Genomic DNA, 26,858 nt, shown 5'->3' on the forward strand with positions numbered 1-26,858 from the left:
CTGTCAGGGCAGCTCGGTCACCCGGTCGGTGCCGGGTGGGGCGACCGGGCTGTGGGCGGTGAGGTAGTCGGTGAGGGCCGCGATGTCGTCCCCGCCGCCGACGGTGCCGGTGCCCTCGGCGAAGGTGGTGAATCCGTCGCCGCCCGCGGCGAGGAAGGTGTTCGCGGTCACCCGGTAGGTGGCGTCCGGCTTCAGTGGTTCGCCGTTCAGCGTGATCGACGCCGGGTCGATGCGGTCGCCGACCGGGCCAGTGCGTGAGAAGGAGTACGTCAGGCCCTTGGAGACGCCGAGCATGAGGGTGGGTGCCCGGGTGCCGGAGTCGTTGAACTGCTGTTCCAGGATCTTCTCGATCTGCGCGCCCGTCAGGTCGACGGAGACCAGGGACCCGGCGAAGGGCTGTACGGCGAAAGCCTCCGCATACGTGATCTCCCCGGGCGCCTCACCGCCCGTCGACGACGCGTACACCAGGTCCGCCCGCACACCGCCCGGATTCATCAGGGCGATCTGGGCCCCGCCGCGCTCCGGTGCCGAGGTGGCGGCGAGTTGGGCGTCGGCGACGAGGTTCGCCAGGTCGGACTCGGCGTCGCGGGTCTCGGAACGGGTGATGTCGGCGGTGACACTGCCGACGACCCGGTTGGCCAGCGGCGCCGACAGGGCCTTCCACTTGTCGATGACGGCGCTCTGGTCGGCGTCCTTGGCGCCGGTGCGCGTGACGAGGTGGTTCATCGCCGCGACCTGGTCCCGTACGACATCCCCGGTACGGCGGTCCACCGGCAGCCGGGTCTCGGTGACCACCCGGCCGAACGACGAGGCCGAGGTGACCAGACGGGGATGACCGGCCGGGTCGGGCAGGGAGCAGATGTACGGCTGGTGGGTGTGGCCGGTCACCACGGTGTCGATCGACGGGTCGAGGTTCTTGGCGATGTCCACGATCGGGCCGGAGATGCCGTCGCACTGACCGTACGACCCGGCCTGCACCCCGCCCTCGTGCAGCAGCACGACGATCGCTTCCACGCCCTGGCGGCGCAGTTCGCGGGCGGCGGCGTTGGCGGTCCGCACCTCGTCGAGGAAGCGTACGGACTTGATGCCGGACTGGCCGGTGACCTCGGGGGTGCCCTCCAGCGTCATGCCGATGAAGCCGACCTTCACCCCGTCCGCCTTCTTCACCCAGGTGGGCGCCAGGAGAGGCTTGCCGGACTCGCGGTCGATGACGTTGGCGGCCAGCCAGGGGAACGCGGCGCCATCGTACGGCTCGTCCTTGATGAAGCAGCCGTCCTCGGGGTGGCAGCCTCCGTTCTGCATGCGCAGCAGTTCGTCGGTGCCCTCGTCGAACTCGTGGTTGCCGACACTGGTGACGTCCAGGTGCAGCTTCTCCATGGATTCGACGGTGGGTTCGTCGTGGAAGAGCCCGGACAGGAAGGGGCTGGCGCCGATGATGTCGCCCGCGGCGACGGTCAGCGAGGTGCCGGTGCCCTGCCGGAGCTGCCCCAGCCGGGCCGCGAGGTATTCCGCGCCGCCGACCGGCGTGGCCTTCGCATCGAGCTTGGAGCCGAGGTTGGCGTCGCGTCCGGTGGGCGGCTCCAGGTTGCCGTGGAAGTCGTTGAAGGACAGCAGTTGGACGTCGACGGTGGACGGCGGCTTCGGCGTCGTGGGGAAGGCGCGGGTGTACGAGATCCAGAGTTTCACGTCGGCTGATTCCGTACGGCCGTTGCCGTCGAGGTCTCCGGCCGGGCCGGCGGTCGGGATCGCCGCCAGGTCCTTGGCGTCCACGGCACCGTCGCCGTTGACGTCCGGGGTGCGGGTGGCGAGGAGATCCGGCCGGACCGACAGCAGATGGAACTTCGTGACGCTGCCGTTGAAGCCGAAGTTGTCGTCGGCGACGAGGACGAGCGAGCGGGAGCCGTCGGGCAGTCGCGGGCCCCAGGTGATGCCCTCGACGTTGTCGGCGTCGGTGCCGGAGGTGGTGAAGTCGTACAGCAGCTTCTTCGGCATGGGCTTCTCGGTGCCGGAGAGGGCTTCCTTGCCGCCTACGTCCGTCGCGCCGACGGTGCTGGTCCAGTAGAGGCGGATGGAGAAGCCGACGCCCGAGGCGAAGGACCGTTCGACGGTGAGGTAGTCGGTCTCGTTGATCGCGAGGATCTCGGAGACTCCCCGGTCCGCCGAGTACGTGCCGACCGGGGCGGGCAGGGGGGCGGTGGGCGCGTCGGAGATCGGGTCGACCTCGTAGACGTGCTCGGCCTCCGGCTTCCCCGTCTGACGGTCCATCAGCAGGAGGCGGGAGGGGCTCTTTGCGGTCAGTCCGGCCGCGGGGCCGTCCTGGACGAGGGCGTTCTCGGTGATGGTGACCACCTTGCGCCCGTCCGGGGAGAGGGTGAGCCCTTCCAGGGCCTGGTTGTTGCGCACCCCGGCGGTGAGTGTGCCCGAGGCCGACCGGACGGGGGCGTACGCCTTGGGCAGCGGCAGTTCGCGTACGTACCCGCCGGAGGCGGTCGCCTCGCGGACGAAGGCGGGCTGCCCGGCGGAAGAGGCGCCCTCGCTGGTCCACAGCAGGCTCTTGCCGCCCGGACTCCAGCGGATGGCCTCGGGGTCGACCGCCTTGGGGGCGAAGGGTTCGCCGGTGGTGTCGGCGAGCACGGTCAGGCCGTCGAGGTCGGGCTTGTCACCGGCGAACGCCGCCCCGTCGAGCGGCAGTCGGAGGGTGTAGAAGCGGGCCTTGCCGTTCTCCGAGCGGTCGTCGCTGACGGCGACGTACTCGCCGGAGTGCGGGTCGTAGTCGATTCCGGACAGTCCGCCGAACGGCATGCCGAATTCGGTCGTACCGGCGGGCACCGTGAGGGTGTCGAGGAGCCGCACGTCCTGCGGCTTCGCGGACGCCTCCGCCCCGGGTTCCGCCGCGAAGCCGTTGGTGAGGGCCAGGGTGCCGAGGAGGCCGGCTGCGGCGAGGGAGGCGAGGAGCGCGCGTCTGCGGCGCGCTGGGGATCTGTGGCGCATGGGTGTCCTTCCAAGGGGAGGCGGACGGGCGTGCGGGCATGGCCGGCCGTCTGCAAGAGAGCTCTGCGGCTGAGGGAAGAGAGGTGCTGTCGAGGCGTCAGAGTGAGGCGGCGGCCGGCACGGCACGGCCCCGGCGCTTGCGGCGCCACGCGTACAGGGCGAGCGCGACCAGCGTCATCGCGTACGGGATCGTCGACACCAGCTGCGGCGGTACGTCGAGCGAACCGAGCTGCACGGCCAGTGCCTCCGCCGCTCCGAAGCCGAGCGCGGCGAGGAAGACGCCCCAGGGCCGCAGGCCGCCGAGGAACACGGCGGCGAGGGCGATGAAGCCACGGCCGGCCGTCATGTCCCGTACGAAGAAGGAGACGTAGCCCATGCTGAGGAAGACCCCGGCGAGTCCGGCGAGGGCCCCGCTGAGGGCGAGTCCGGTGTACTGCACGCGCCGTACGGCGATGCCGACCGACTCGGCGGCGGCGGGCATCTCGCCGACCGCCCGCAGGTGGAAGCCGAAGCGGGTGCGGTAGAACAGCCAGGCGACGAACGGCGCGGCCAGGAAGGCCAGCCAGGTGACCAGGTTCTGGCCGCTCAGCACATCGCCGACCACCGGCACGTTCTCGACGCCCGGCAGCGTGACCGTCGGCAGGCTGCCGCTCTTCAGGCCGGAGGTGCCGCCCTTGTCGTCGAGGAGGCTGTAGACGGCGTAGGCGGTGCCGCCGGAGGCGAGCAGGTTGAGGCCGATGCCCGCGATGATCGCGTCGGCGCCCAGTTCCAGGCGGAGGGCGGCGAGCAGCAGGCCCAGCAGTGTCGCCACCGCGACTCCGCACAGCGCGCCCACGGCGACGGAGCCGCTGTATCCGGCGACGAGCGCACCGGTGCAGGCCGCGCTCAGCATCTGGCCTTCCAGGGCGATGTTGCTGATGCCGGCGCGTTCGGCGACCAGTCCGCCGAACGCGGCGAGCAGGTACGGCGTGGCGATCCGCAGCGCGGCGGCCAGGAAGGCGCTGCTGAGGACGACGTCGAGCACGGAACTCATCGGACACCCGCCTGCCTGCGCGCGATCCGCCGCTTGAGCAGGTTCGGCAGGGCCTGGGCGGTGACCAGCAGCACGATGACCGCCTGGATGACGACCACGATCTCGGTGCCGACGTCCGTCTGCTGTTCCATGATGTCGCCCCCGGCGCGCAGGTAGGAGTAGAAGAGTCCGGCGACCACGACGACCAGCGGGTTGTTCCTGGCCAGCAACGCGACCACGATCCCTTCGAAGGCGAGGCTTCCGGCGAGGCCGGGTTCGAGGCGCCCGTACACGCCCTGGACGAGATGGGCTCCGGCGAGGCCCGCGACGGCGCCGCCGATGACGAAGCTCCACTCGATGACGCGGGGCACGCGGATGCCGCCGTACGCCGCGAAGTCGGGGTTGGCCCCGGTCATCCGGATGCGGTAGCCGAGCGGGGTGCGGGTGATGAGCAGCCACAGGGCGACGGCGGTCAGCAGCATGACCCCGAGACCGATGTTGGCCCGGCCCAGCGGGATGCCGAACCAGTCGCTCAGCGGCGTGAGCGCGGAGTCCTGTTGGATGTTCTTCGAGTGCACGGCGCTGCTGCCGGACTCCTTGAGCGGGCCGTTGACCAGGTAGTCGTAGACGCGCACGACGATGGCGTTGAGCATCAGGGTCGCCACGATCTCGTTGGCGCCGAGGCGGGCCTTCATCGATCCCGGAATCAGGCCCATTCCGGCGCCCGCGGCGGCGGCCGCGGCCATCGGCACGATCACGGCGACGACGGGCGGCAGCGGCAGGAAGATCGCCACGGTCGCGGCCGCGAGCGCACCGGCGTAGACCTGGCTCTCGGCGCCGAGGCTGATCTGCCGCGCGCGGAAGGGGATCGCGACCGACAGCCCGAGCAGGGTGAGGGTGGTGGCGTCCTCCAGCCAGCGGCCCACGCGGAAGGAGCGTTCGAGCGGGCCGGTGAGCATCACCTCGTAGGCGCGGATCGGGTCGTTGCCGGTGGCGAGCATGACGAGGAAGCCGATGGCCAGGGCGGCCAGGATGGTGGCCAGGGCCATGCTGAGGTCGACGGCGAAGTCGCGGCGCCGGGTGGCTCGGTACTGGCGGCGGTCCTCGGTCTCGATCGCCGTCATGGGGGTGGTGGTGGTCACGGGGTCTCCCCCAGGTCTTCTGGGCCGGTCGTGAGGTCGTCCAGGCCGGCCGTGAGCCGGTCGCGGTCGTGCTGCTCCACACCGAGCATGTAGAGCCCGACCCGCTTCTCGGTGAGGCCGGTCGTGTCGTCGAAGCGGGCGACCAGGCGGCCGTCCTTGAGGACGAGCAACCGGTCGGAGAGGGCGAGGAGTTCGGTGAGGTCGGCGGAGATCAGCAGGACGGCGGCGCCGGTGTCGCGCGCGGCGACCAGACGCTCGTACATGAACCGCATCGCGCCGATGTCCACCCCGCGGGTGACCTGCGAGGCGATCAACAGCCGTGGTCCGGCGGAGAGTTCGCGGGCGACGATCACCTTCTGCATGTTGCCGCCGGACAGTGCGCTCACCGGGACCGACGGGTCGGGCGTGCGGATGGCGTATTCGTCGATCAGTCGCTCGGCGTGGGCGCGTACGGCACCCGGGTGCAGGACGCCACGGCGGGCGAGGGGCGGTCGGTCGTGGCGGTCGACGACGAGGTTGTCGGCGATGGACGCGTCGAGGGCGGCGCCGTTGTGCAGCCGGTCCTCGGGTACGTAGCCGATGCCGGCCCTGCGGTGTCCTGCCACGTCGAGACCGGCCGTGTCGGTGCCGTCGATGTGGACCGTGCCCGCGGTGGGGCGGCGCAACCCGGCCAGGATTTCGGCGAGTTCGCTCTGGCCGTTGCCCTCGATGCCGGCCACGCCGACGATCTCCCCGGCGGCCACATCGAAGTCGAGGTCGTGCAGGGACTGGCCGGTCGGGGCCTCGTGGCCGAGGCTGCGTACCCGCAGGGTGGTCTCAGAGGGGCGGGCTGGGGAACGGTCCACGTCCAGGGACATGTCCCGGCCGACCATCATGGAGGCGAGCGACCGTTCGGTGGCGTCGGCGGTGGCGACCGTCGCGACCAGGGAGCCGGCGCGCATCACGCTGACCTGGTCGCTGATCTCCCGTACCTCGCGCAGTTTGTGCGAGATGAACAGCACGGTCATCCCGCCGTCGCGGAGCCGGCGCACGGCGGCGAACAGGTCCTCGGTCTCCTGCGGGGTGAGCACGGCGGTGGGCTCGTCGAGGATCAGTACGCGTGCCTGTCGGTGAAGTGCCTTGAGGATCTCGGTGCGCTGGCGCATCCCGACCGACACCTCGTCGACGCGTGCCCTGGGGTCGACGACGAGTCCGGACTGCTCCGCGAGCCGGGCGGTCCGCTCCACGGCCGCCTTCGGGTCGACCAGGCCGCGGCGGCCCGGTTCCACGCCGAGGACGACGTTCTGGGCGACGGTGAAGGACGGCACCAGCATGAGGTTCTGGTGCACCATGCCCACGCCGAGGGCGATCGCCGAGGCCGGGCCCCGCAGCACCCGGGGCCGTCCGCCGACCAGGATCTCGCCCGCGCTGGGCTGTTCGAGGCCGTAGAACATCTTCATCAGCGTGGACTTGCCCGCGCCGTTCTCACCGACGACCGCGCGGATCTCGCCCGGCGGGACCGCCAGGTCCACGGTGCGGACCGCGCGCACCCCGTTGGCGTAGGTCTTGGTGACCTGGCGGGCGGCGACGGCCGGTCCGTCCTTGCCCCATGGCTCGTTCATCATCAAGGCCGTTCGACTAGAGGGCGCTGGGCACCGTGACGGAGCCGGACTTGACCTGGTCGGCGGCTTCCTGGACCTGGGTGCGTATCTGCTCGGGCACCAACTCCTTGAAGTGGTCGTCGTTCACATAGCCGACGGCGTCCTCGGCGAGGCCGACGGTGGAGACGGCGCCGTACTTCAGGGTGTCCTTCTGGTCCTTCTGTGCTGCCTCGTACAGGGCGTTGCCGACGTTCTTGAGGATGGAGGTGACGACGGTGTTCTTCTGCGCCTGGTCGGTGAGGGTCTGGTACTGGTCGGAGTCGACGCCGAACGCGTACCGCTTGGCGCTGACGGCCGACTCGAAGGTGCCGAGCCCGGAGAGCCCGGCGACCGGCCACACCAGCGCGGCGCCCTGGCCGTACATGGCGGTGCTGATCTCCTTGCCCTTGGCCGGGTCGCCGAACGGCTTGTCGCCGCCCACGTACTGCACGAGGACATCGGAGTTCTTTCCGCCGGCGGCCGTGAAGCCCGACTTGAAGCCGACGACGAAGTCCTCGATCAACGGGATCTTCACGCCGCCCATGACGCCGACCTTCTTCTGGGATTCGGTTCCCTCGAGGGCTTTCGCGGCCACCAGCTTCTCGGCCAGGAATCCCGCGAGATAAGCGCCCTCGTTCTGCTTGAAGGTGACGGAGTAGACGTTCTCGCACTTGTTGGAACAGGCGCCGTTCTTGCCGCTGTAGTCGACCGGGGCGTCGAAGACCCAGAACTTCTTGTCCGGGAATTCCGGGGCGAGTTTGCCGATGTAGTCGGTGACGTCGAAGGTGCCGGAGGCGAGGATGTCGTAGTCGTCGGCCGAGGCCGCGTCCTCGAAGCCGGGCTCCCACTTGGTGCGGTCGGAGCCGAGCTCCACCACCTTGAGCTGGTAGCCGAGGTCCTTCGAGGCCCGCTGCAGGCCCGCGTAGGCGGAATCGAAGAACGACTTGTCGCCCAGCCCGCCATTGATCACCAATTTGATGCGCGGCTTGCCGGAGGATGCCGCTCCGGAATCGTCCCCGCCACCGGATCCTCCGCACGCGCTCAGTGCGAGCATGCCTGTCACCGCGATGGCGGCACTTCTTCCGTATCGCATCATCGATCTCCTGATCATTTCGTTGCTGAGTGAGCGGCTGCGTTGACAGTAGAAAGTGCAAAACGTTTTGGCTACGTTGCCCGGTTTCGGTTTGATTTCCGGTGAGGGAATTTCAGACATCGGTCAGCAACGCGGTCGCGGCGATGCGCAGCGTCCGGTCGAAGTCGCTCTCGCGTTCCTCGGCGGTGAGGGCGTCACCGGTGCGCAGGTGGTCGGAGACGGTCAGCACGGCGAGGGCCTCGCCGCCCTCGGCGCAGGCCACGGCGTACAGTCCCGCCGCCTCCATCTCGACCGCGAGCGTGCCCCGGCGCTCCAGGGCGTCGAAGAGGGCGGGGCGGTCGAGGTAGAAGTGGTCGCTGCTGAAGACCGGTCCGATGTGCACGTCGGCGGGCTCTCGCTCGGCGGCGTCCGCGGCGGCACGCAGCAGCCGGTAGGAGGGGGCGAGGGAGAGGGTGAGGCCGTCGACCAGGAGGCGGCTGAGGCTGGAGTCGGTGTGCGCCGCGGAGGCGATCACCACGTCCCGTACGGCAACCGAGGCCGGGATCGCGCCGGCGGTGCCGACCCGGACGATCCTGCGCACGCCGTAGTGGCGGAACAGCTCCGTCGCGTAGATCGTCACGGACGGGATGCCCATACCGGAGGCGAGGACCGACATCGGCACGCCCCGGTGGCTGCCGGTGTAGCCGAGGATGCCGCGTACGTCGGTGACCTGCCGCGCGTCCTCAAGGAACGTCTGGGCGATGCGCCGGGCCCGCTGCGGATCCCCCGGCATCAGCACCAGCGGCGCGAAGTCGCCCGGCCGAGCCGCGATATGGGGTGTGCCGGTGACGGACGTGCTCACCTGCCCGGGCGTCACAGTCCCGCTCCGGCGAGCCAGCGCACCAGCCGGTCCCACAGCTCGGCGTATCCCTCCCAGGCCAGGAACGGCGGCGGCGCCCAGTGCGGTGCCACGTCGGAGGTGAACGCCGCGGATCTGCCCGCGCCGTGCCGGCCGACGACGAGCAGGGGGTGCCCGGCGCACTCGGCCAGCAGCGACGCCTCCGGTCTCGCCGTGACCTCGTTGAGGCCGAGCAGCGCGGGCCAGGACCGCTCCAGCCCCCGTACGACCGCGTGCTCGCCCACCACTTCGGGGACGGCACCGGCCGGGAGTTCCACCCGGTCGTCGCGGTCCAGCATCGTCACCGGCAGGGCGGCGGCGAGCGGGGAGCGCCCCCATCGCGCGCGGGCGTCGATACCGCTGAAGGTCAGGTAGCCGCCGATCATCAGCACCCCGCCGCCCCGCTCCACGAAGCCGCGCACCAGCTCGGACCGGTCGGGCGAGGGCACGGAGCGGGTGAAGGTCTCGGGCGGGAGCTGGAAGCTGTTGGCGCCCACGTCGCTGATGACGACGACGTCGTACGCGTCGAAGCCGTCGGCGGTGGCCGGGACCCGGGTCGGTATCTCGTGCGAGGGGACGTAGGTCACGTCGTGGCCGCGCGAGCGGAGCGCGTCGAGGAAGGCGCCTCCGCCCTCGGTGTACTCGGAGCTGTGGAAGGCGTCGAAGCCTTTCTGGTGGACCGTGTAGGTGAACCAGGACTCGCCGACAACGAGCACTCTGGGCATGGCGAACCACCTTTCGTGGCAGGGGGTATCGGCACGGCAACTCCGTGCCGCGCTACGGCGGTTGAGGTCAGGAGAGGGTCAGCGGGCGGCGGGTGCCGTGCTGCCGCGGACCTTGAGTTCGACGGGAAGGGTGTGCCGGGAGGCGGGCGGGACCTCGCCCCGGGTGACGTACTGGAGGAGTTGCGCGGTCGCGGTGCGGCCCACGTCGTAGGCCGGCTGGTGGACGGTGGTCAGGGGCGGGTGCGCCAGCGAGGCCGCCCGGATGTCGTCGAAGCCGACCACCGAGACGTCGTCCGGCACCGACAGCCCCGCCTCCCTCAGCGCCAGGAGGGCGCCGAAGGCCATCAGGTCGTTGGCCGCGAAGACGGCCGTGCAGTCCTCGGGGAGACCGCCTTCCTCAAGGAGCCCCGCGACGAGGCCGTATCCGGAGCTCTCCTTGAAGTCGCCGACGCGTTCGACGACCTCGCCCCGGAAGGCCCCGACGAAACCGTTCGCCCGGGCGTTGCTGCTCTTCAGGGCGCGCGGGCCGGTCAGCATGAGGGCCCGTCGGTGGCCGAGCGCCCGGAGGTGCTCCCCCACCAGCCGCCCGCCCGCCTCGTGGTCGGCGGTGGCGATGAGGGCGCCTTCGAGGCCCTCGACCTCCTCGTCGGCGAGCGCGATGGGGAACTTGCCCATCAGGGCCTCCAGCCGCCGCCGGGACGGCGCGGACCCCGAGGCGTACACCATGCCGTCGATGAACCGGCTGCGGATCATGCCGAGGTAGCGGTCCTCGCGGTCGGCGTCGAACTCGGTGTTGCACAGGATCAGGCCGTAGCCGAGGTCGTGGGCGGCGTCCTCGGCGCCCTTGGCGAGTTCGGCGAAGAAGGTGTTGCTGATGTCCGGGATCAGCAGGCCGATCACCGAGGTGGCACCGGCCTGGAGGCTGCGGGCCAGCGAGGCCGGGACATAGCCGAGCCGGTTGACGACGCTGCGGACGCGGGCGGCGGTGTGCTCGTTGACCGGCCGGTTGCCGCTGAGGACGTGGGAGACGGTGGTGGCGCTGACGCCTGCCGCCGCGGCCACGTCCTTGATGGACGCGGGGCGCCGGACCGCCGCCCGCTGGTACGGCTCAGGGGTCATAGTGCTGCACCGCCCCGCCGTGGGAGGTGTCGAGGATCCGGGCCACCCGGGTGTCGGCCTCGGCCAGCAGCGCGGGCTCGTCCACGGTGAGCAGCCGGCCGTCGCGCATCAGGACCCGGCCGTCGACGACGACCGTCCGTACATCACTGGCGCGGGCGCTGTAGACCAGCGCGGCGCGTGGATCGTGCAGCGGACGGCAGTGCAGCCCCGACAGGTCGGTCAGGACGATGTCGGCCCGCATGCCCGGCTCCAGCGCACCGATCTCCTTCTCCAGGCCGAGGGCTCGGGCTCCGCCGCGCATGGCCAGGCGCAGGGTGTCGGAGACGGTCATCCAGGTGGCGTCCCGCACGGCCTGCTTCTGTGTGAGCGCGACCAGCCGCAGGGCCTCCCACACGTCGAGCGTGTTGTGGCCGGCGGCGCCGTCCGTGCCGACCGCCACCGTGACTCCGGCGCCGAGCAACTCCCGCACCGGGGTGAGCGGGGACAGCGCGTGCTTGAGGTACACCTTGGGGCAGCAGGCCACGGCGGTCGTGCCCGCGTACTCGGCGAGCAGCGGCAGGTCGTCCTCGACGATCCCGCAGCCGTGCGCGATCAGCGCCCCGGCCTCCAGCACACCCGTCTCGTGCAGCACCCGGATCGGCGTGATACCGCGCCGGTCCAGGCTGGAGTGCGTCTGCTCCAGGTGCTCGGCGGCGTGGATGTGCATCCGCAGGCCGAGGCGCCGGGCGTGCCCGGCGAGGGTCCGCAGGTCGCCGTCGTCGACCGTGTACGGGGCGTGCGGCCCGAGCGAGACGGTCACCCGGCCGTCGGCACCGCCGTGCCAGGCCTCCGCGAACCTCACCGTGTCCTCCAGGGCTTCCTGGCCCCGGCTGCTGAAGTACGTGGGCGCGATGTCGGCCCGCAGTCCGGTCTCGGTGACCGCCTCGGCGATCTGCTCGGGGAAGAAGTAGTGGTCGGCGAAGGTGGTGACACCGGAGCGGATCATCTCGGCACAGGCGAGCCTGGCCCCGGCCCGTACGTCGGCGGGGGTGAGGTTGGACTCCATCGGCCAGACACGGTCGTTGAACCAGCCCTCGACCGTCACGTCCTCGGCCGCACCGCGCATCAGCACCATGGGGCTGTGTGTGTGCGCGTTGACCAGGCCGGGAACGGCCAGCAGCCCACGCCCGTCGATCACGTCGGCCGCGGGGCCCGGGCCGAAGGGGCCGCCGGTCGGTCGTACGTCCTCGATGACGCCGTCCGCCACCACGATGTCCTGCGCCGGCAGAACCTCGCACTCGCCCCGCGGCGGGACCCGCAGCACATCGCAGCCGCTCACCAGGAGCCGCCGGGTCGGGGGAGGCGTTCTGTCGCTCATGGCGCACAAGCTAGATATCCAAAACGTTTTGCACAACCGATGACGCGTCTTCGTCCGGGTCTGTGCACGTACCCAATCCGTTGACCCGGCCACCAAGCCTCTCAGCTGCATGAAATACAGCTGACACATGTATTTACAGCCACTGTCACCTCTCTTACTGTGAACGATCACAGGATCCCCTACATGCGCATGTCAGGCCTCAGGGCTTCGACTTTCGCCACGTCTCGATCAAATAGGAGGTCGGGATGACCGTGACCGGTCCAGGCCGCACCGTGAAGGCAGCCCTGCTCATGGCAGCCCTCGCCCTGCCCGCGTCCCTGCTCACCATGCCCACCAGCGCCTCTGCCGCGAACTCGCTCAGCATGCTCGGCGCCGACGTCTCCACCGCCCAACGAGCCCTTGACCTGGGTGCCAAGTACTACGACGCGAGCGGTACCGCCAGGGACCCGCTCGACATCCTCAAGGGCGCCGGGGTGAACTACGTCCGCCTGCGCGTCTGGAACAACCCGGCCAGCGGCTACAACAACAAGGCCAAGGTGCTGGCGTACGCGAAGCAGGTCAAGGCCAAGGGCCTCAAGCTGCTGGTCGACTTCCACTACTCCGACACCTGGGCCGACCCGGGCAAGCAGTACAAGCCCAGGGCCTGGTCCAGTCACGGCATCAACCAGCTGCAGACGGATGTCTACGACTACACGTACGACGTCTGCAACAGCCTCAAGTCCCAGGGCACCACCCCGGACAGCGTGCAGATCGGCAACGAGATCAACGTCGGCATGCTGTGGGACGACGGCAAGGTGGTCAACAACGACTTCACCAACCTCAGCCTGCTCCTCAAGTCGGGTTACAACGCGACCAAGGCGTGCAACAGCAGCACTCAGGTGATCATCCACACGGCCAACTCGGACAGCGACGCGCACGCGCGCTGGTTCTACGACGGCATCAAGGCGAAGGGCGTCAACTGGGACATCACCGGGCTGTCCTACTACTGCCCGTGGCACGGCACGCTGGCCAACATGGGCAGCGTGGTGTCCGACATGAAGTCCCGGTACGGCAAGAACGTGATCATCGCCGAGACGGCCTACCCCTTCACCTCGGCGAACGCGGACAGCACCAGCAACTCGATCACCTCCGGCTGCTCGGGCTACCCGCTCACCTGGCAGGGTCAGGCCGACAACTTCACCGCCGTACAGAACACGGCTCGCAACGCCGGCGCGATCGGTGTCTTTTACTGGGAGCCGACCTGGTACGCGGTCAAGGGCAACGGATGGGACCCGGCCGACATCAACAACAGCGGAAACGGCTGGGACAACATGGCCATCTTCAACTGGACCGGGCAGGTGAACCCGAACGTCAAGTGGACGCCGTAGCGCCGTAGCGCCATAGCGACCAAGACCACGGGCCCGGTGCTCGAAAGCACCGGGCCCGTCACCCGTGCCCGCCCCGTCCCCACAGGAGGGCGCGGATCACCACATGCCGCTCACATGTGGACCGTGGGGGCGGCCTCCGCGTCGACCGCCGGGACGCCGCGCCGGTAGAGCAGCACCGTGAGCAGGGCGCCGACCGCGAAGAAGCCGGCCGACCACCAGTAGGCGGCGGAGTAGGACTCCAGTGCGGCCTGGGCCTGGACGAGCTTGTCGGTGGGGTTCTTGCCGACCAGGTACGACGTGGCGGCGCTGGCGGCGAGCGTGTTGAGCAGCGCCGTGCCGATGGAACCGCCGATCTGCTGCATCGTGTTGACGGAGGCCGAGGCGACTCCGGAGTCGTCGGCGGCCACACCGCTGGTGGCCAGACTCATGGCCGGGGCCATGATCAGGCCGATGCCCAGGCCGGTGACCAGCAGCGGGGGCAGGACGTTGGCCGCGTAGGTGCTGTCCAGTCCGAGGGCGGTCAGCCAGACCATGCCGACGGCTCCGAGGACCATGCCGAGCGGGACCACGATCTTCGGCCCGATGCGCGGGATCAGGACGCTGGTGGACATGGTGGCGCTCACCATGAGGGCGCCGACCATCGGGAGGAAGGCCAGACCCGTCTGGACGGCGGAGAAGCCGAGGCTGAGCTGGAGGTAGTAGGTGAGGAACAGGAACACACCGAACATTCCGGCAGCCGAGATCAGCATGGCGACGAAGGACGCGCCACGGTCACGGTCCAGGAGTACGCGCAGCGGCAGCAACGGGTGCGAGGCCCTGGTCTGCCACCAGGTGAAGGCCGTCAGCAGTACGGCACCGGTGGCGAGGAAGCCCCAGGACAGCGGCGAGCTCCAGTCGTGCGACTCGGCGTTGGAGAAGCCGTAGACGATGCTGAAGAGGCCGGTGGTGACCAGGACGGTACCGGGGAGGTCGAGCTTGGCACTCCGGTCGCGGCCGGTGCTCCTCAGCAGCGTCCAGCCGCCGATGAGGACGGGCACGGCGATGATCAGGTTGACGAAGAGGGTCCAGCGCCAGTCCATGTACTCGGTGAGGACACCGCCGAGCAGCAGACCGACGGCCGCGCCGGAGCCGGCGATGGCGCCGAAGATGCCGAAGGCCTTGGCGCGTTCCTTGGGGTCGGTGAAGGTGGTGGTCAGCAGGGAGAGCGCGGCGGGAGCGAGCAGTGCGCCGAACAGACCCTGCAGGGCGCGGCCCGCGACGAGCATCTCGAAGCTGGTGGCGGCACCGGCCACGGCCGAGGCGACCGCGAAGCCGCCGACGCCCACCAGGAAGGCGGGCTTGCGGCCGAAGAGGTCGGCTATCCGGCCGCCGAGCAGCAGCAGGCTGCCGAAGGCGAGTGAGTAGGCGGTGACGATCCAGGTCCGGTTGCCGTCGGAGAAGCCGAGGTCGGCCTGGGCGGACGGCAGGGCGATGTTCACGATGGTCGCGTCCAGCACGACCATGAGCTGAGCGAGCCCGATCATGGCGAGAATCCACCATCTGTGACGGGACCCGGCCTCCTCGGTTCGATCGCCGGTCTTCCCGAGCGCCACGGTGTCCGGTGCTGCTGCTGTCTGAGCCATGGGGACGTACTCCAGTCGTAGATCAGGTTACGAACGCGTGAAACGAAACGGTTTCGTACACCAGACTCTAAGCCCTCCGCGAGCGAAACGCAAACGTTTCGATTGAGGGCGCCCCATGGACGAGAAATGGCCAACCCGCGTTCGTTCGACCTGTCGGACATCGTTCGAAAACCCTTGACGCCCCGTCACGCACCGGTTGACACTCTCGCAACACAACGTCACACAGCTGAAATGGCGGGCCGAGATGACGTACGTCGCACGACTTCGCAGCCGCGCGAGACGCCGGGCGAGAGGCCGGGCGGGCCGCCTGGCCACGCTGACCGCCGCGTCACTGCTCATGGGGCTGGTCGGGACCGCGGCTCCCGCGCAGGCGGCCGAGGTCGCGGACATCACCGACGGCCTGGCCCTCTGGTACAAGCTCGACGCGGCGTCGGGCAGCACCGTCACCGACGCCTCCGGCAACGGCCGGACCGGCACGGTGGGCGGCACCGCTGACTGGTCGGACACCCGTCAGGGGCTCGGCTTCAACGGTTCCGACACCGCCGTCAAGGTGCCGGACGACGTCATGAAGGGCATGGACGCGATCACCGTCTCGACGGACGTGCTGATCGACTCCGCCCAGACCACCCCGTACTTCCTCTACGGCTTCGGCAACTCCAGCGGGAGCAACGGCAACGGCTATCTGTTCACCACCGGCAACACCTTCCGCACCTCCATAGCCACCGGCAACTGGTCGACGGAGCAGACCACCAGGCCCTCCGACGCCCACAACCTGACCCGCTCGGTGTGGAAGCACATCACCTACACCCAGACCGGCACCACCGGCGTCCTGTACGAGGACGGCGTGGAGGTGGCCCGCAACACCGCGGTCACCATCACCCCCGGCGCCATCGGCTCCGGCACCACCACCGCCAACTACATCGGCAAGTCCGTGTACGCGGGCGACAAGCTGTTCAAGGGCCGGATGCGCGACTTCAGGGTGTACGACCGGGCGCTCGCCGGCGCCGAGGTCGAGCAGCTCGCCCTTCCCGTCGCCACCCAGGGCGTCGCCGACGACAAGGCCGCCCTCGCCCTCGGCGACACCAGCGGTGTCACGGCCGACCTGAACCTGCCGAGGACCGGCACCGCCGGCGGTTCCGCGATCAGCTGGGCGAGCGACGACCCCGCCGTGGTGTCGGAAACCGGCAAGGTGACCCGCCCCGCCGCCGGTGAACCGGACGCCCGCGTCACGCTCACGGCCACCTTGAAGAAGGGCGCCGTGACCGACACCAAGACCTTCGACGTCACGGTCCGCGCCGCCTTCGACGACGAGACCGCCACCCGGCAGGCCGCCGAGGCGCTCACCGTCCACAACCTCGACGACGTGCGCGGCAACCTCACCCTGCCCACGGACGGCGCCTACGGCACGCGCGTCACCTGGTCCTCCGCGAAGCCGGAGGTCGTCGCCGCCGACGGCACGGTCCGCCGTCCCGCGCACGGCGACGGCGCCACCACCGTCGAACTCACGGCCACGGTCACCAAGGGCGAGGCGAAGGCCACCCGCGTGCTGACCGCCAAGGTCCCCGAGCTCCCCGCCCAGGCGCCCCTCAAGGGCTATATGTTCAGCTACTTCACCGGCGAGGGCACCACGGACGGCGAGCAGCTCTACACCGCCCTCAGCAAGGGCAACGACCCGCTGAAATGGCGGGAGTTGAACGACGGCAAGCCCGTCCTGACGTCCACGCTCGGCGAGCGGGGCCTGCGCGACCCGTTCATCATCCGCTCCCCGGAGGGCGACAAGTTCTACCAGATCGCCACCGACCTGAGGATCTACGGCAACGGCGACTGGGACGCCTCCCAGCGCACCGGCAGCAAGTCGATCATGGTCTGGGAGTCCACCGACCTCGTCCACTGGACCGACCAGCGCCTGGTGCAGGTCTCCCCCGACAGCGCGGGCAACACCTGGGCGCCCGAGGCGTTCTACGACGAACAGCGCGGCGAGTACGTCGTCTTCTGGGCCTCGAAGCTGTACGACAACGAGGCGCACTCGGGCGACACGTACAACCGCATGATGTACGCGACGACCCGCGACTTCCACACCTTCAGCGAGCCCAAGGTGTGGATCGACCGCGGCTACTCGGTGATCGACTCCACGGTGGTCCAGCACGACGGAACGTACTTCCGTCTGTCGAAGGACGAGCGGAACAACACCTCCTCGACGCCCAACAGCAAGTTCATCTTCGAGGAGAAGAGCGACTCGCTCCTGGACACGTCCTGGAGCGCGGTCGCCGAGGGCATCGGCAAGGGCGCGATGAGCGCCGCCGAGGGACCGCTGGTGTTCAAGTCCAACACCGAGGAGAAGTGGTACGCGTTCCTCGACGAGTTCGGCGGCCGCGGCTACCTCCCCTTCGAGACGACCGACCTCGACTCCGGCGTCTGGACCCCGTCCACCGGCTACGACCTGCCCGCCAAGCCCCGCCACGGCACCGTCCTGCCGGTCACCCAGGCCGAGTACGACCGGCTGCTGCGCGCCTATCAGCCCGACCAGCTCGTGGAGAGCGTCGAGGACATCGAGGTCGAGACGCGCATCGGTGACGCGCCGGTGCTGCCGGCCACGGTCGTCGCCACGTACGCGGACGGCCTGAAGCGTCCCGTCTCCGTCACCTGGGCGGACGTACCGGCATCCCAGTACGCGCAGGCCGGTGCCTTCACGGTGACCGGCGGCCTGCCGGACGGCACCACGCTCAAGGCCGAGGTCACGGTCTCGCCCGAGGGCCCCGAGGTCCCGGCCGACCTGCTCCTGCGCTACGACTTCGACGAGACCGGCGGCAGCATCGCCCGCGACTCCAGCGGGCACGGCTACCACGGCACCTATGTCCGTACGCCCGACTTCGGCACCGGCGTGCACGGCGGCTCGTTCAAGATGTCCGGGAGCTCCACCTCCTCGCCGTACGTCAAGATCCCGAACGGCGTACTCAAGGACACCGACAGCGTCACCGTCTCGACGTACGCCAAGTGGAAGGGCGGCGACAGCTTCCAGTGGCTGTTCGGGCTCGGTCCCGACAGCGACAAGTATCTCTTCGCCACCCCGTCCAACGGAGGCAACAGCCTCTACTCCGCGATCACCAAGGCCAGTTGGTCGGCCGAGTCGAAACTGACGGCCGGCTCGCAGCTCACGCCCGGCGAGTGGCGGCACGTCACGGTCACCCTCGACGGCTCGACCGGCACGATGGTCCTCTACCTCGACGGCGTCGAGGCGGCCCGGACGACGACCACCGTCAAGCCGTCCGAGCTGTACGACGCGAACAAGGACCACAGCGGCTACATCGGCAGGTCCCTGTACTCGGCCGACCCGTACTTCGGCGGCGAGGTCGACGACTTCCGCGTCTACGACCGGGCCCTGCCGGCCGCGGAGATCATGGAGCTCAGCGGCAACACCGCGGGCATCGCCAAGGCGACGCACCCCGCGCTGAAGGTCGACGCGATCATCGACAACTCCGCCGGCGAGATCACGCTGCCGATGCGGGAGGGCACCGATCTCACCGCACAGGCACCGGAGTTCACCCTCGCCCGGGGCGCGACGATCAGCCCCGCCTCCGGCAGCGTCCAGGACTTCAGCAAGCCGGTGACGTACGAGGTGACGGGCTCCGACGGCAAGAAGCGCGGCTGGACGGTGAGGGCACTGATCATGAAGAGCCCGGTCCTGCCAGGGCTCAACGCCGACCCGAACATCGTCCGCTTCGGGGACACCTTCTTCATCTACCCGACCACCGACGGCTTCGAGGGCTGGAGCGGTACGCAGTTCAAGGCGTACTCCTCCACCGACCTGGTCCACTGGAAGGACCACGGCGTGATCCTCGACCTGGGGCCGGACGTCTCCTGGGCGGACAGCAGGGCCTGGGCGCCGACGATCGCCGAGAAGAACGGGAAGTACTACTTCTACTTCAGCGCCGACGCGAACATCGGCGTCGCGGTGTCCGACTCGCCCACCGGCCCGTTCAAGGACCCGCTCGGCCGACCGCTGCTCAAGGCGGGCCAGTTGACCGGCCAGATGATCGACCCGGCGGTCTTCACGGACGACGACGGCACGTCGTACCTGCACTTCGGCAACGGCCGGGCCTACGTCGTCCCGCTGAACGACGACATGACGTCCTTCGACGCCTCGAAGATCAAGGACATGACCCCGAGCGGCTACAACGAGGGCTCCTTCGTCATCAAGCGCGAGGGCACCTACTACTTCATGTGGTCGGAGAACGACACCCGGGACGAGAACTACCGCGTCGCCTACGCCACGGGCCCCTCCCCCACCGGCCCGTGGACCAAGCGGGGCGTGATCCTGGAGAAGGACCTCTCGCTGGGCATCAAGGGTCCGGGCCACCACTCCGTGGTCCAGGTCCCGAACACCGACGACTGGTACATCGCCTACCACCGTTTCGCCATCCCGGGCGGTGACGGCACCCACCGCGAAACCACCGTCGACAAGCTGGAGTTCGACTCCGACGGCCTGATCAAGAAGGTCGTCCCGACGCTGACGAGCATCGACCCGGTCACCGTCGTCCACGCGGGCGCCGACGCCCGCGGCACCGAGGGCGCCGCGATCCGGCTCACCGGCACCGTCTCCGGTGCGGGCAGTCCGCAGTGGAGGGTGGAAGAGGGAGCGCCCTGCACCATCGAGAACCCCGGGGCAGCCGCGACCACGATCACCTGCACCGACGACGGCACCTACCAGGTCACCCTCACCGGCGGCCGCAGCAGGGACAGCGCCACGGTCACCGTCGACAACGCGGCCCCGGCGATCACCTCCGCCGCCGGCCCGAAGTCACCCGTCGCGGTCGGCCACCGTACGGTCGTCACCGCCGCGTTCGCCGACCCCGGCACCGGTGACACCCACACCTGCGAGGTCGACTGGAAGGACGGCACCGAGCCGACGGGCGGCACCGTCACCGCCTCCGGCTGCGAGGCCGCCCACACCTACACCACGGCGGGCATCCGCCGACCGGTGGTCACGGTGACCGACGACGACGGCGCCTCGGACCGTACGACACTCCCCGAGCTGATCGCCTACGACCGCGCCGCCGGCCCCACGGCCGGTACCGGGGTCATCACCTCGCCGGCCGGAGCCCAACCCGCCCGGCCGGGGCTGACCGGCAAGGCGGTCTTCTCCTTCGTCGCCGGCTACGGGAAGAACTCGACCGTCCCGTCCGCGAAGGCCGCCTTCGACTTCGGGGCAGGTCGCCTGAAGTTCCGTTCCACCGGCGCCGACTGGCTCGTGGTCACCGGTTCGACGGCCGTCTTCCAGGGCTCGGGGACGGTCGACGGCACCGGCGGATACGGCTTCCGCGTCACCGCGACGGACGGCCCGGACACTTTCCGCATCGAGATCTGGAAGAAGTCCACCGGGAGCGTGGTCTACGACAACGGCAGCGGAGTGCGGAGCACGGGTTTCATCACCGTCGGGGGTCTCACCGGGGGTCAGGCTCCACGGAGCGCGTGAGGAGTGGGTGCAACGTGCTCGCAACCTTCCGCGTGCTGAACTCGGTGACCATGTCGGAGGAAACCACGTCCGAGGCATCCCTACCCGCCGCGTACGACGAGGTCCCGCGCGTCGAGCTCACCCCAGCGGCGGCCGGGCTGGTGCGCCGGCTGCGCGAGGCGCACGGGCCGCTGATGTTCCACCAGTCCGGCGGCTGCTGCGACGGCAGCGCGCCCATGTGCTACCTGGCGGGCGAGTTCCGCACCGGCGGCTCCGACGTGCTGCTGGCGGAGCTGGTCGTGGCGGGGGTCGAGGAGCCGGTGACGTTCTGGATGTCGCGGAGCCAGTACGAGGTGTGGAGCCACACCCGGCTGATCGTCGACGTCGTCGAGGGGCGGGGCAGCGGCTTCTCGCTGGAGGCCCCCGAGGGGGTGCGTTTTCTCATCCGTTCGCGGGTCGTCGGCGCATAGACACCTCGACAGTCGGTGTCGTCTGGTGCACTTCCCCTGAGTTCCGGGACGGATGACGAGACCTCAGGGGAGAGCGTGACGCATCGTCAACGACGGTTCGCGGCTTGCAGAACGGCACTGACGTTACTCGCGGCATTCGGCACCCTGGCCGGTGCGGCCCTGTTCGGGGCGGCACCGGCCGACGCCGTCCCGGGGGGCGGGACCGAGATCGCGCCAGGTGTCGCCTACGAGCAGTTCGACATCCCGGCGGCCGACGGGGTGGCACACGCCCATGTGCTGAGCGTCGACCTGCGCGATTCCCATGTACGCCTCGACCTGCTGCATCCCGGGGCGGTGGCCGCGCGGGCCCCCGTGTCCGGCATAGCCGACGCGGCCGGTGCCGTGGCGGGCGTGAACGGCGACTTCTTCAACATCACCGAGACCCAGCACCCGGGCGTCGAGGCCACGGGGGCGAGCGTGGGTCCGGCGATCGCGAAGGGCCGTGTCCTCAAGGCGGCGGTGCCGAACGGCCAGCGCTTCGGTCCCGCGCTGCCGCCCGGCACCAGCACCGAGGACGTGATCGGCGTGGGCGTCGACCGCCGGGCCCGGCTGGACGACCTGGCGCTCGACGGCTCGATCCGCACACCCGAGGGACGGCTGCCGCTCGGCGGGCTCAACCAGTACGCGCTGCCGCTCGGGTCCATCGGGGCGTTCACCGCGCGGTGGGGCAGCGCGTCGCGGGTCCGCGCCACCTGCGGCACCGACACCGACCGGGCGGCCCCGTGCAGCACGGACACGTACGAGGTGACGGTCCGCCGCGGCCGGGTCGTGTCGAGCGCCGACACCCCGGGCAGCGGCCCGATCCCGCCGGGCACCACGGTGCTCGTCGGCCGGGAGGCGGGCGCGTGGCAACTGCGGAAGTTCTTCACGGGCGAGCGGGTGAGCGTGCGGCACCGCCTGGTGGCGGCCGCGTCCCGGATCCCGTACCGCTTCGCGCTCGGCGGGTACCCGGTCCTCACCGGCGGGCAGCCGCTGCCCGGCCTGGACGACACCACCTCGGCCGTGCGGACCGCCGTGGGCATCGCGGACGGCGGGCGGCGCCTGCTGCTGCTCGCGCTGGACGGCGCGCCCGAGTACCGCACCGGCCTGACGATCGCCGAAGTAGCGGATGTCATGCGGGAGTTGGGTTCGGCCGACGCCTTCAGTCTGGACGGCGGCGGGTCGACGACCCTGGTCGCCCGGGAGCCGGGTGCGAGCGCCGTATCCGTGCGCAACCACCCCTCGGACGGCGAGGAACGCCCGGTCCCGAACGGCATCGGGATCTTCTCGGCCCCATGAGTCCTGTGATCCCCGTGCGCACCATGAGGCTCATGGTCTGAGGCTGCTCACGATGTCCGCCGTAGCCGTCAGACCGCTGTTGATGCTGGGTGCGATGTCCGTGCCGGCCAGATAGAAGCCGAGCAGCAGGCACACCAGCGCGTGGGAGAACTTCAGCCCGCCACTGCGCAGGAAGATCACCGCCAGGACCGCCAGCAACAGCACCACAGAGATGGAAATCGCCATCGTCAACCTCCTCCGCCACGCCGCCTTGTCCGATTCACGGCGTTCGGCCGCAAGTGTGGCGTAGCGGAGGGTTCGTCCGGGCGGCTGACATGTACTCCGAACGTGTGGTGTCCGCGTCGATCAGTGGGCGTCGAGGAAGGCCTCCAGGCCGGCCAGGTCGTCGGTGTTGATGTAGTCGACGTCGGCGGCGAGGAGTTCGGTCCACACCGCGTCCCGGGCGGGGCCTGCCACGTCCGGGGTGGCCCACAGCCGCACCTGCTGCCCGCGGGCGTGCGCCGCCTGGACGATGCCGCGCAGCTTCTGCCGCTCGGCGTCCGGGAACGCGCCCACGCCCGCCCAGGTGAAGTTGAGCGTCCAGTTGTCGGAGATCAGCGGGACGAAGGAGGCGGGGGCCGAGGTGCCGAGGTCGGCGAGCCGGCCGTCGTAGAAGGCGCGGCGGACACTCTGGGCCTCCATCGGCGTACGGGCCGCGCGGTCACCGGAGATGACAGCGGTGACCGGGCCGGGGAGGACACGGCCGTGGGCGTACGTCGTGAACAGGTGCTTGTAGCGCCGAAGGTGCCGGTCGAGTTCGAGGTACGTCGACGAGCCCTCGGTCTTGATGTCGATGAGCAGTTGCAGCGGTCTGCGGTAACCCCGGTACACCGCACCGTGGTTGGCCTTGACGCGGGCGGCCAGCGGTTCGAGGTAGAGGGATTCGAGCGTGCGGGTCGGGTCGAGGTCGACCGGGTCGTGGGCGACGAGGAGCTGGTCGCCGACGAGGTAGATGTCGGCCTCGACGCTGCCGAAGCGGTGGTCGAGGGCGTCGAGGAGGGGACGCGGGTGCTCGTAGTCGTTGTGGGCGTGGGCGCGCCACAACGGGCGGGAGCGGTGCTTCTGGTCGCCGGCGAACGCGCTGCCGGCGGGCGGAGCGAGCACTGCCGCGAGCGCGGCACCGAACGTAGTGAGGGCTCTGCGACGGGTGATGAGGGCCATGCTCTGCCTCCCTGTGGGGCGGGTCCGAACCACAGGGAGTATGAAGCTGACCGGGCTTCAATGAACCTGTACATGCCAGGAATTGGCCGGACTGTCCTCGCTTGTTCACTCCTTCCTCGCGGGCGCACGAAAAAGCCCGCCCCAGGTGGGGCGGGCTTCACCAAGTGACGGTCAGGGGGCTCGCAGGTCGATCAGTTCGGCCAGCGCCTCGCGGTGGGCGCCCGCCGTGCCGTGGGCGATCGAGTCGGCCTTCGCCCGCTTCAGGTGCAGATGGGCCGGGTGCTCCCAGGTCATACCGATTCCGCCGTGCAGTTGGAGCGCCTCCTCGGCGGCCCGGACGGCCACGGGCGCCGCGTACGCCTGCGCGACGGCGACCGCCACGTCGACGTCCTCACCGGTCGTGAGCGCGTCCGCCGCGCCCCGGGCAGCCGCGCGCAGGTGGACGACCTCCAGCCACAGCTGGGCGAGCCGGTGCTTGAGCGCCTGGAAGCCACCGACGGGCCGGTTGAACTGCTTGCGATCCTTCAGATAGCGGACGGTCTCCGTCAACGACCATTCGGCGAGGCCCAGTTGCTCGGAGGCGAGCAGCCCGGCTCCGGCGCGCAGGGCACGGCGTACGGCGGGTTCGGCGTCGCCGGTCCGGCGGCCCGCGGCACCTTCGAGGAGGACCGTCGCCACGGGCCGGGTCAGGTCCAGGGACACCTGCGGGGTGAGAGTCACGGCGTCCGCGTCGACCGCGTACAGCCCGCCGTCGTCCGCGGGGACGAGGAGCACATCGGCGGCCACCGCGTCCGCGATGCCGGTCAACTCGCCGTACAGGGCGCCGCCTTCGTGTCGTACGGCCTTGTAGGCGCCGCCCGGAGCGACGTTCAGTGCGACGGCCAGGGCGCCGATCGTCCGCCCCGAGGCCAGCTCGGTCAGCAGGTCGTCGGCATCGCAGGCCAGCAGCGCCTCGGTGGCGACGACGGCACTCGTCAGATACGGCACGGGGGCCACCGCCCGCCCCAACTCCTCCAGGACGACGGCGACTTCGCGGTGGGTGGCGCCCTGGCCGCCGAGCGCCTCGGGCACCAGGAGTCCGGCGAGGCCCATGCCCTCGGCCAGCGCCTTCCACGCCTCGGGGTCGTGCGGCGTGTCCGACTCGGTGCGGGCGATCACGTCGGGCGGGGCGCAGTGGTCGGTGAGCAGGTCGCGGACGGCGGCGCGGAGCGCCTCTTCCTCCTCCGAGTAGAGCAGGTCGGTCATCGGGCGAGGTCCTTCCAGGCGACGTCCTTGTCGGTGCGCGGCTCGGCGGGCAGGCCCAGAACGCGCTCGGCGACGATGTTCAGCAGGACTTCGGTGGTCCCGCCCTCGATGCTGTTGCCCTTGGAACGGAGGTAGCGGTAACCGGCGTCGCGGCCGGTGAAGTCCACGAGTTCCGGCCTGCGCATGGTCCAGTCGCTGTACAACAGGCCCTCTTCGCCGAGGAGTTCGACCTCCAGGCCGCTGATCTCCTGGTTGAGGCGGGCGAAGGCGAGCTTCATGCCGGAGCCCTCGGGGCCGGGCTGGCCCGCGACGAGTTGCTGGCGCAGCCGCTCGCCGGTGAGGCGGGCGACCTCGGTCTCGACCCAGAGCCGCAGCAGCCGCTGGTGCAGGTCGTGGGTGCGCAGTTCGGGGCGTTCGCGCCAGGCCTTGGCGGCCGGGCCGATCATGCCGCCCTCGCGGGGCAGTCGCATGCCGCCGATGGAGACGCGCTCGTTCATGAGGGTCGTCTGCGCGACCCGCCAGCCGTCGCCGACCTCGCCGAGACGGCGGGAGTCGGGGATGCGGACGTCGGTGAGGAAGACCTCGTTGAACTCGGCCTCGCCGGTGATCTGGCGCAGCGGCCGTACCTCGACACCCGGGTCGGTCATGTCGCAGATGAAGTACGTGATGCCCTGGTGCTTGGGCACGTCCGGGTCGGTGCGGGCGATGAGGATGGCCCAGCGGGCGCTATGGGCGCTGGACGTCCACACCTTCTGGCCGTTGACGACCCAGCTGTCGCCCACCCGCACGGCCCGCGTGCCGAGCGCGGCGAGGTCGGACCCGGCGCCGGGCTCGCTGAACAGCTGGCACCAGACCTCCTCCCCCACCCACAAGGGCCGCAGATACCGCCCCTTCTGCTCCTCCGTGCCGTAGCCGAGGATCGTCGGCGCGGCCATCCCGAGGCCGATGCCGATGCGCCGAGGGTCGTTGTCGGGAGCGCCCGCGGCCTCCAACTCGGCGTCCACGACGGCCTGGAGGGAGCGGGGGGCGCCGAGCCCGCCGAGACCCTCGGGGTAGTGCACCCACGCCAGACCGGCGTCGAAGCGGGCCTTGAGGAAGTCCGTCCGGTCGGTGCTCGCGGGCGGACAGGCGGCCAGCAACTTAGTTGTGCGGCGCTTGAGTTCGGCTGCGTCGATCATGCCGCGCCTGCCTCGGTGAGGCCGGGGATGACGACGAGCCGGCCGGTGGTGACACCGTCGGCGAGCCGCTGCACGGCCGCCGCGGCCCCGCCCAGCGGCACACGTTCGCTCACCAGCGGCTTGATCGCACCGCGGGCGGCCAGTTCGGTGAGCTGCTCGTGGCAGTGCTGGACCAGCTTCGGAGCCTTGGTGTTGTACAGGCCCCAGTGCAGGCCGAGGACCGAGTAGTTCTTCACCAGGGCGTGGTTCAGCGGCGGGCTGGGGATCGTCCCGCTCGCGAAGCCCACGACGACGATCCGGCCCTCGAAGGCGACGACCTTCGTGGACTGGGCGTAGGCCTCGCCGCCGACCGGGTCGTAGATCACGTCGGCGCCCCGGCCGCCGGTGGCCTCCTTGACGGCGGCGATCACGTCCTCGGCACGCCGGTCGATCACCACATCGCAGCCCGACTCCCGGGCTGCTGCGGCCTTTTCGGCGCCGCCGACGACACCGATCACGGTCGCGCCGGCCGCCTTGCCGAGCTGCACGGCCGCGCTGCCGACCCCTCCCGCGGCAGCGTGGACGAGCAGTGTCTCGCCGGCCTCCAGCCCGGCCCGGCGGTGCAGGCCGAACCAGCCCGTCTGGTAGCCGATGTGCAGGGCGGCGGCCTCGGCGTCGTCCAGCGAGTCGGGCGCGGACAGGAGAGCGGCGGTGTCCGCGACGGCGTACTCGGCGAAACCGCCGTACGGCAGCGCGGGGTTGGCGATGACCCGCCGGCCGTCCTCGGTCTCGCCGCAGATCTCCACGCCGGGCGTGAACGGCAGTGGGGGCTGGACCTGGTAGTGGCCCCGGACCATGAGCACGTCCGGGAAGTTGATGTTCGCGGCACGCACCTTCAGCAGGACCTGGCCGTCACCGGGCGTGGGCCGCGCCACCTCCGCCAGGCGCAGCACCTCGCCGGGCTCGCCGTTCTCGTGCACTTGCCATGCCTGCATGCGGAGCCTCCACGGGACTGCGTCGTCTTACCGGAGTCATGACCGGAGTCCCCCGCATACTAAGCGGTCGCTTGCACATCAGGGAACAGTCATCTGCG

General features: G+C 70.3%; 19 protein-coding genes. 4 read left to right on the top strand and 15 right to left on the bottom strand.

All coding sequences use genetic code 11. The features are described 5' to 3' along the window. Window positions 1-3: 3 nt before the first annotated feature. The 9 genes from AB0I77_RS21960 to AB0I77_RS22000 form a co-directional block, all read right to left on the bottom strand. Window positions 4-2,991, bottom strand: coding sequence for an esterase-like activity of phytase family protein (locus AB0I77_RS21960; protein WP_363284331.1), 2,988 nt, complete (start codon window positions 2,989-2,991; stop codon window positions 4-6). A gap of 97 nt (window positions 2,992-3,088) precedes the next feature. After that, window positions 3,089-4,024: an ABC transporter permease gene (locus tag AB0I77_RS21965; protein ID WP_363284332.1), complete on the bottom strand. Its 936-nt coding sequence runs from the start codon at window positions 4,022-4,024 to the stop codon at window positions 3,089-3,091. Further along, a complete protein-coding gene (locus AB0I77_RS21970) occupies window positions 4,021-5,145 on the bottom strand; it encodes an ABC transporter permease (protein ID WP_363284334.1) in 1,125 nt (374 codons plus the stop codon). The genes AB0I77_RS21965 and AB0I77_RS21970 overlap by 4 nt, the downstream gene beginning before the upstream one ends. After that, on the bottom strand, window positions 5,142-6,746 hold the full coding sequence (locus tag AB0I77_RS21975; protein ID WP_363284335.1) for an ABC transporter ATP-binding protein: 1,605 nt from the start codon (window positions 6,744-6,746) through the stop codon (window positions 5,142-5,144). Before AB0I77_RS21975 ends, AB0I77_RS21970 begins: the two co-directional genes overlap by 4 nt. Window positions 6,747-6,762: 16 nt before the next feature. Beyond that, window positions 6,763-7,818 carry a BMP family ABC transporter substrate-binding protein gene (locus AB0I77_RS21980; RefSeq protein ID WP_363284336.1) on the bottom strand — a complete coding sequence of 352 codons (1,056 nt, stop codon included), beginning with the start codon at window positions 7,816-7,818 and terminating at the stop codon, window positions 6,763-6,765. Between the two features lie 151 nt (window positions 7,819-7,969). Next, the gene (gene deoD, locus AB0I77_RS21985) at window positions 7,970-8,698 is read right to left on the bottom strand and encodes a purine-nucleoside phosphorylase (protein ID WP_363284337.1); all 729 of its coding nucleotides are present in this window, start codon (window positions 8,696-8,698) and stop codon (window positions 7,970-7,972) included. Window positions 8,699-8,709: 11 nt separating this feature from the next. Then, the gene (locus tag AB0I77_RS21990) at window positions 8,710-9,459 is read right to left on the bottom strand and encodes a glutamine amidotransferase (RefSeq protein WP_363284339.1); all 750 of its coding nucleotides are present in this window, start codon (window positions 9,457-9,459) and stop codon (window positions 8,710-8,712) included. Window positions 9,460-9,537: 78 nt separating this feature from the next. Further along, a complete protein-coding gene (locus AB0I77_RS21995) occupies window positions 9,538-10,578 on the bottom strand; it encodes a LacI family DNA-binding transcriptional regulator (RefSeq protein ID WP_363284340.1) in 1,041 nt (346 codons plus the stop codon). Next, window positions 10,568-11,935 (bottom strand): amidohydrolase, encoded by a 1,368-nt coding sequence (locus tag AB0I77_RS22000; protein WP_363284341.1) that lies wholly within the window; start codon window positions 11,933-11,935, stop codon window positions 10,568-10,570. The genes AB0I77_RS21995 and AB0I77_RS22000 overlap by 11 nt, the downstream gene beginning before the upstream one ends. Before the next feature lie 245 nt (window positions 11,936-12,180). On the opposite strand from AB0I77_RS22000, the gene AB0I77_RS22005 reads away from it, so the two are divergent. Further along, window positions 12,181-13,302 (top strand): glycosyl hydrolase 53 family protein, encoded by a 1,122-nt coding sequence (locus tag AB0I77_RS22005; protein WP_363284342.1) that lies wholly within the window; start codon window positions 12,181-12,183, stop codon window positions 13,300-13,302. A gap of 110 nt (window positions 13,303-13,412) precedes the next feature. On the opposite strand, the gene AB0I77_RS22010 is transcribed toward AB0I77_RS22005, so the two are convergent. After that, window positions 13,413-14,924, bottom strand: coding sequence for an MFS transporter (locus AB0I77_RS22010; RefSeq protein ID WP_363284343.1), 1,512 nt, complete (start codon window positions 14,922-14,924; stop codon window positions 13,413-13,415). 244 nt (window positions 14,925-15,168) lie between these two features. Between AB0I77_RS22010 and AB0I77_RS22015 the strand changes: the two genes are divergently transcribed. The 3 genes from AB0I77_RS22015 (at window position 15,169) to AB0I77_RS22025 (ending at window position 22,163) form a co-directional block, all read left to right on the top strand. Beyond that, window positions 15,169-20,397 (top strand): family 43 glycosylhydrolase, encoded by a 5,229-nt coding sequence (locus tag AB0I77_RS22015; RefSeq protein ID WP_363284344.1) that lies wholly within the window; start codon window positions 15,169-15,171, stop codon window positions 20,395-20,397. Window positions 20,398-20,447: 50 nt separating this feature from the next. Further along, on the top strand, window positions 20,448-20,846 hold the full coding sequence (locus tag AB0I77_RS22020; protein ID WP_363284530.1) for a DUF779 domain-containing protein: 399 nt from the start codon (window positions 20,448-20,450) through the stop codon (window positions 20,844-20,846). A 75-nt stretch (window positions 20,847-20,921) separates the two neighbouring features. After that, complete coding sequence (locus AB0I77_RS22025) at window positions 20,922-22,163, top strand: phosphodiester glycosidase family protein (RefSeq protein ID WP_363284345.1); 1,242 nt, start codon at window positions 20,922-20,924, stop codon at window positions 22,161-22,163. Between the two features lie 30 nt (window positions 22,164-22,193). Here AB0I77_RS22025 and AB0I77_RS22030 read toward each other — a convergent pair whose 3' ends face one another. The 5 genes from AB0I77_RS22030 to AB0I77_RS22050 form a co-directional block, all read right to left on the bottom strand. Then, entirely contained in the window at window positions 22,194-22,388 is a 195-nt protein-coding gene (locus AB0I77_RS22030; RefSeq protein ID WP_363284346.1) for a hypothetical protein, read from the bottom strand. A gap of 120 nt (window positions 22,389-22,508) precedes the next feature. Continuing rightward, window positions 22,509-23,363: a phosphatidylinositol-specific phospholipase C/glycerophosphodiester phosphodiesterase family protein gene (locus AB0I77_RS22035; protein WP_363284347.1), complete on the bottom strand. Its 855-nt coding sequence runs from the start codon at window positions 23,361-23,363 to the stop codon at window positions 22,509-22,511. Between the two features lie 171 nt (window positions 23,364-23,534). Beyond that, window positions 23,535-24,608 carry an acyl-CoA dehydrogenase family protein gene (locus tag AB0I77_RS22040; RefSeq protein WP_363284348.1) on the bottom strand — a complete coding sequence of 358 codons (1,074 nt, stop codon included), beginning with the start codon at window positions 24,606-24,608 and terminating at the stop codon, window positions 23,535-23,537. Next, window positions 24,605-25,786, bottom strand: coding sequence for an acyl-CoA dehydrogenase family protein (locus tag AB0I77_RS22045; protein WP_363284349.1), 1,182 nt, complete (start codon window positions 25,784-25,786; stop codon window positions 24,605-24,607). Before AB0I77_RS22045 ends, AB0I77_RS22040 begins: the two co-directional genes overlap by 4 nt. After that, window positions 25,783-26,760: an NADPH:quinone oxidoreductase family protein gene (locus AB0I77_RS22050; RefSeq protein ID WP_363284350.1), complete on the bottom strand. Its 978-nt coding sequence runs from the start codon at window positions 26,758-26,760 to the stop codon at window positions 25,783-25,785. The genes AB0I77_RS22045 and AB0I77_RS22050 overlap by 4 nt, the downstream gene beginning before the upstream one ends. Between the last annotated feature and the right edge of the window lie 98 nt (window positions 26,761-26,858).

Source organism: Streptomyces sp. NPDC050619, from assembly GCF_040654815.1.
Taxonomy (GTDB): Bacteria; Actinomycetota; Actinomycetes; order Streptomycetales; family Streptomycetaceae; genus Streptomyces.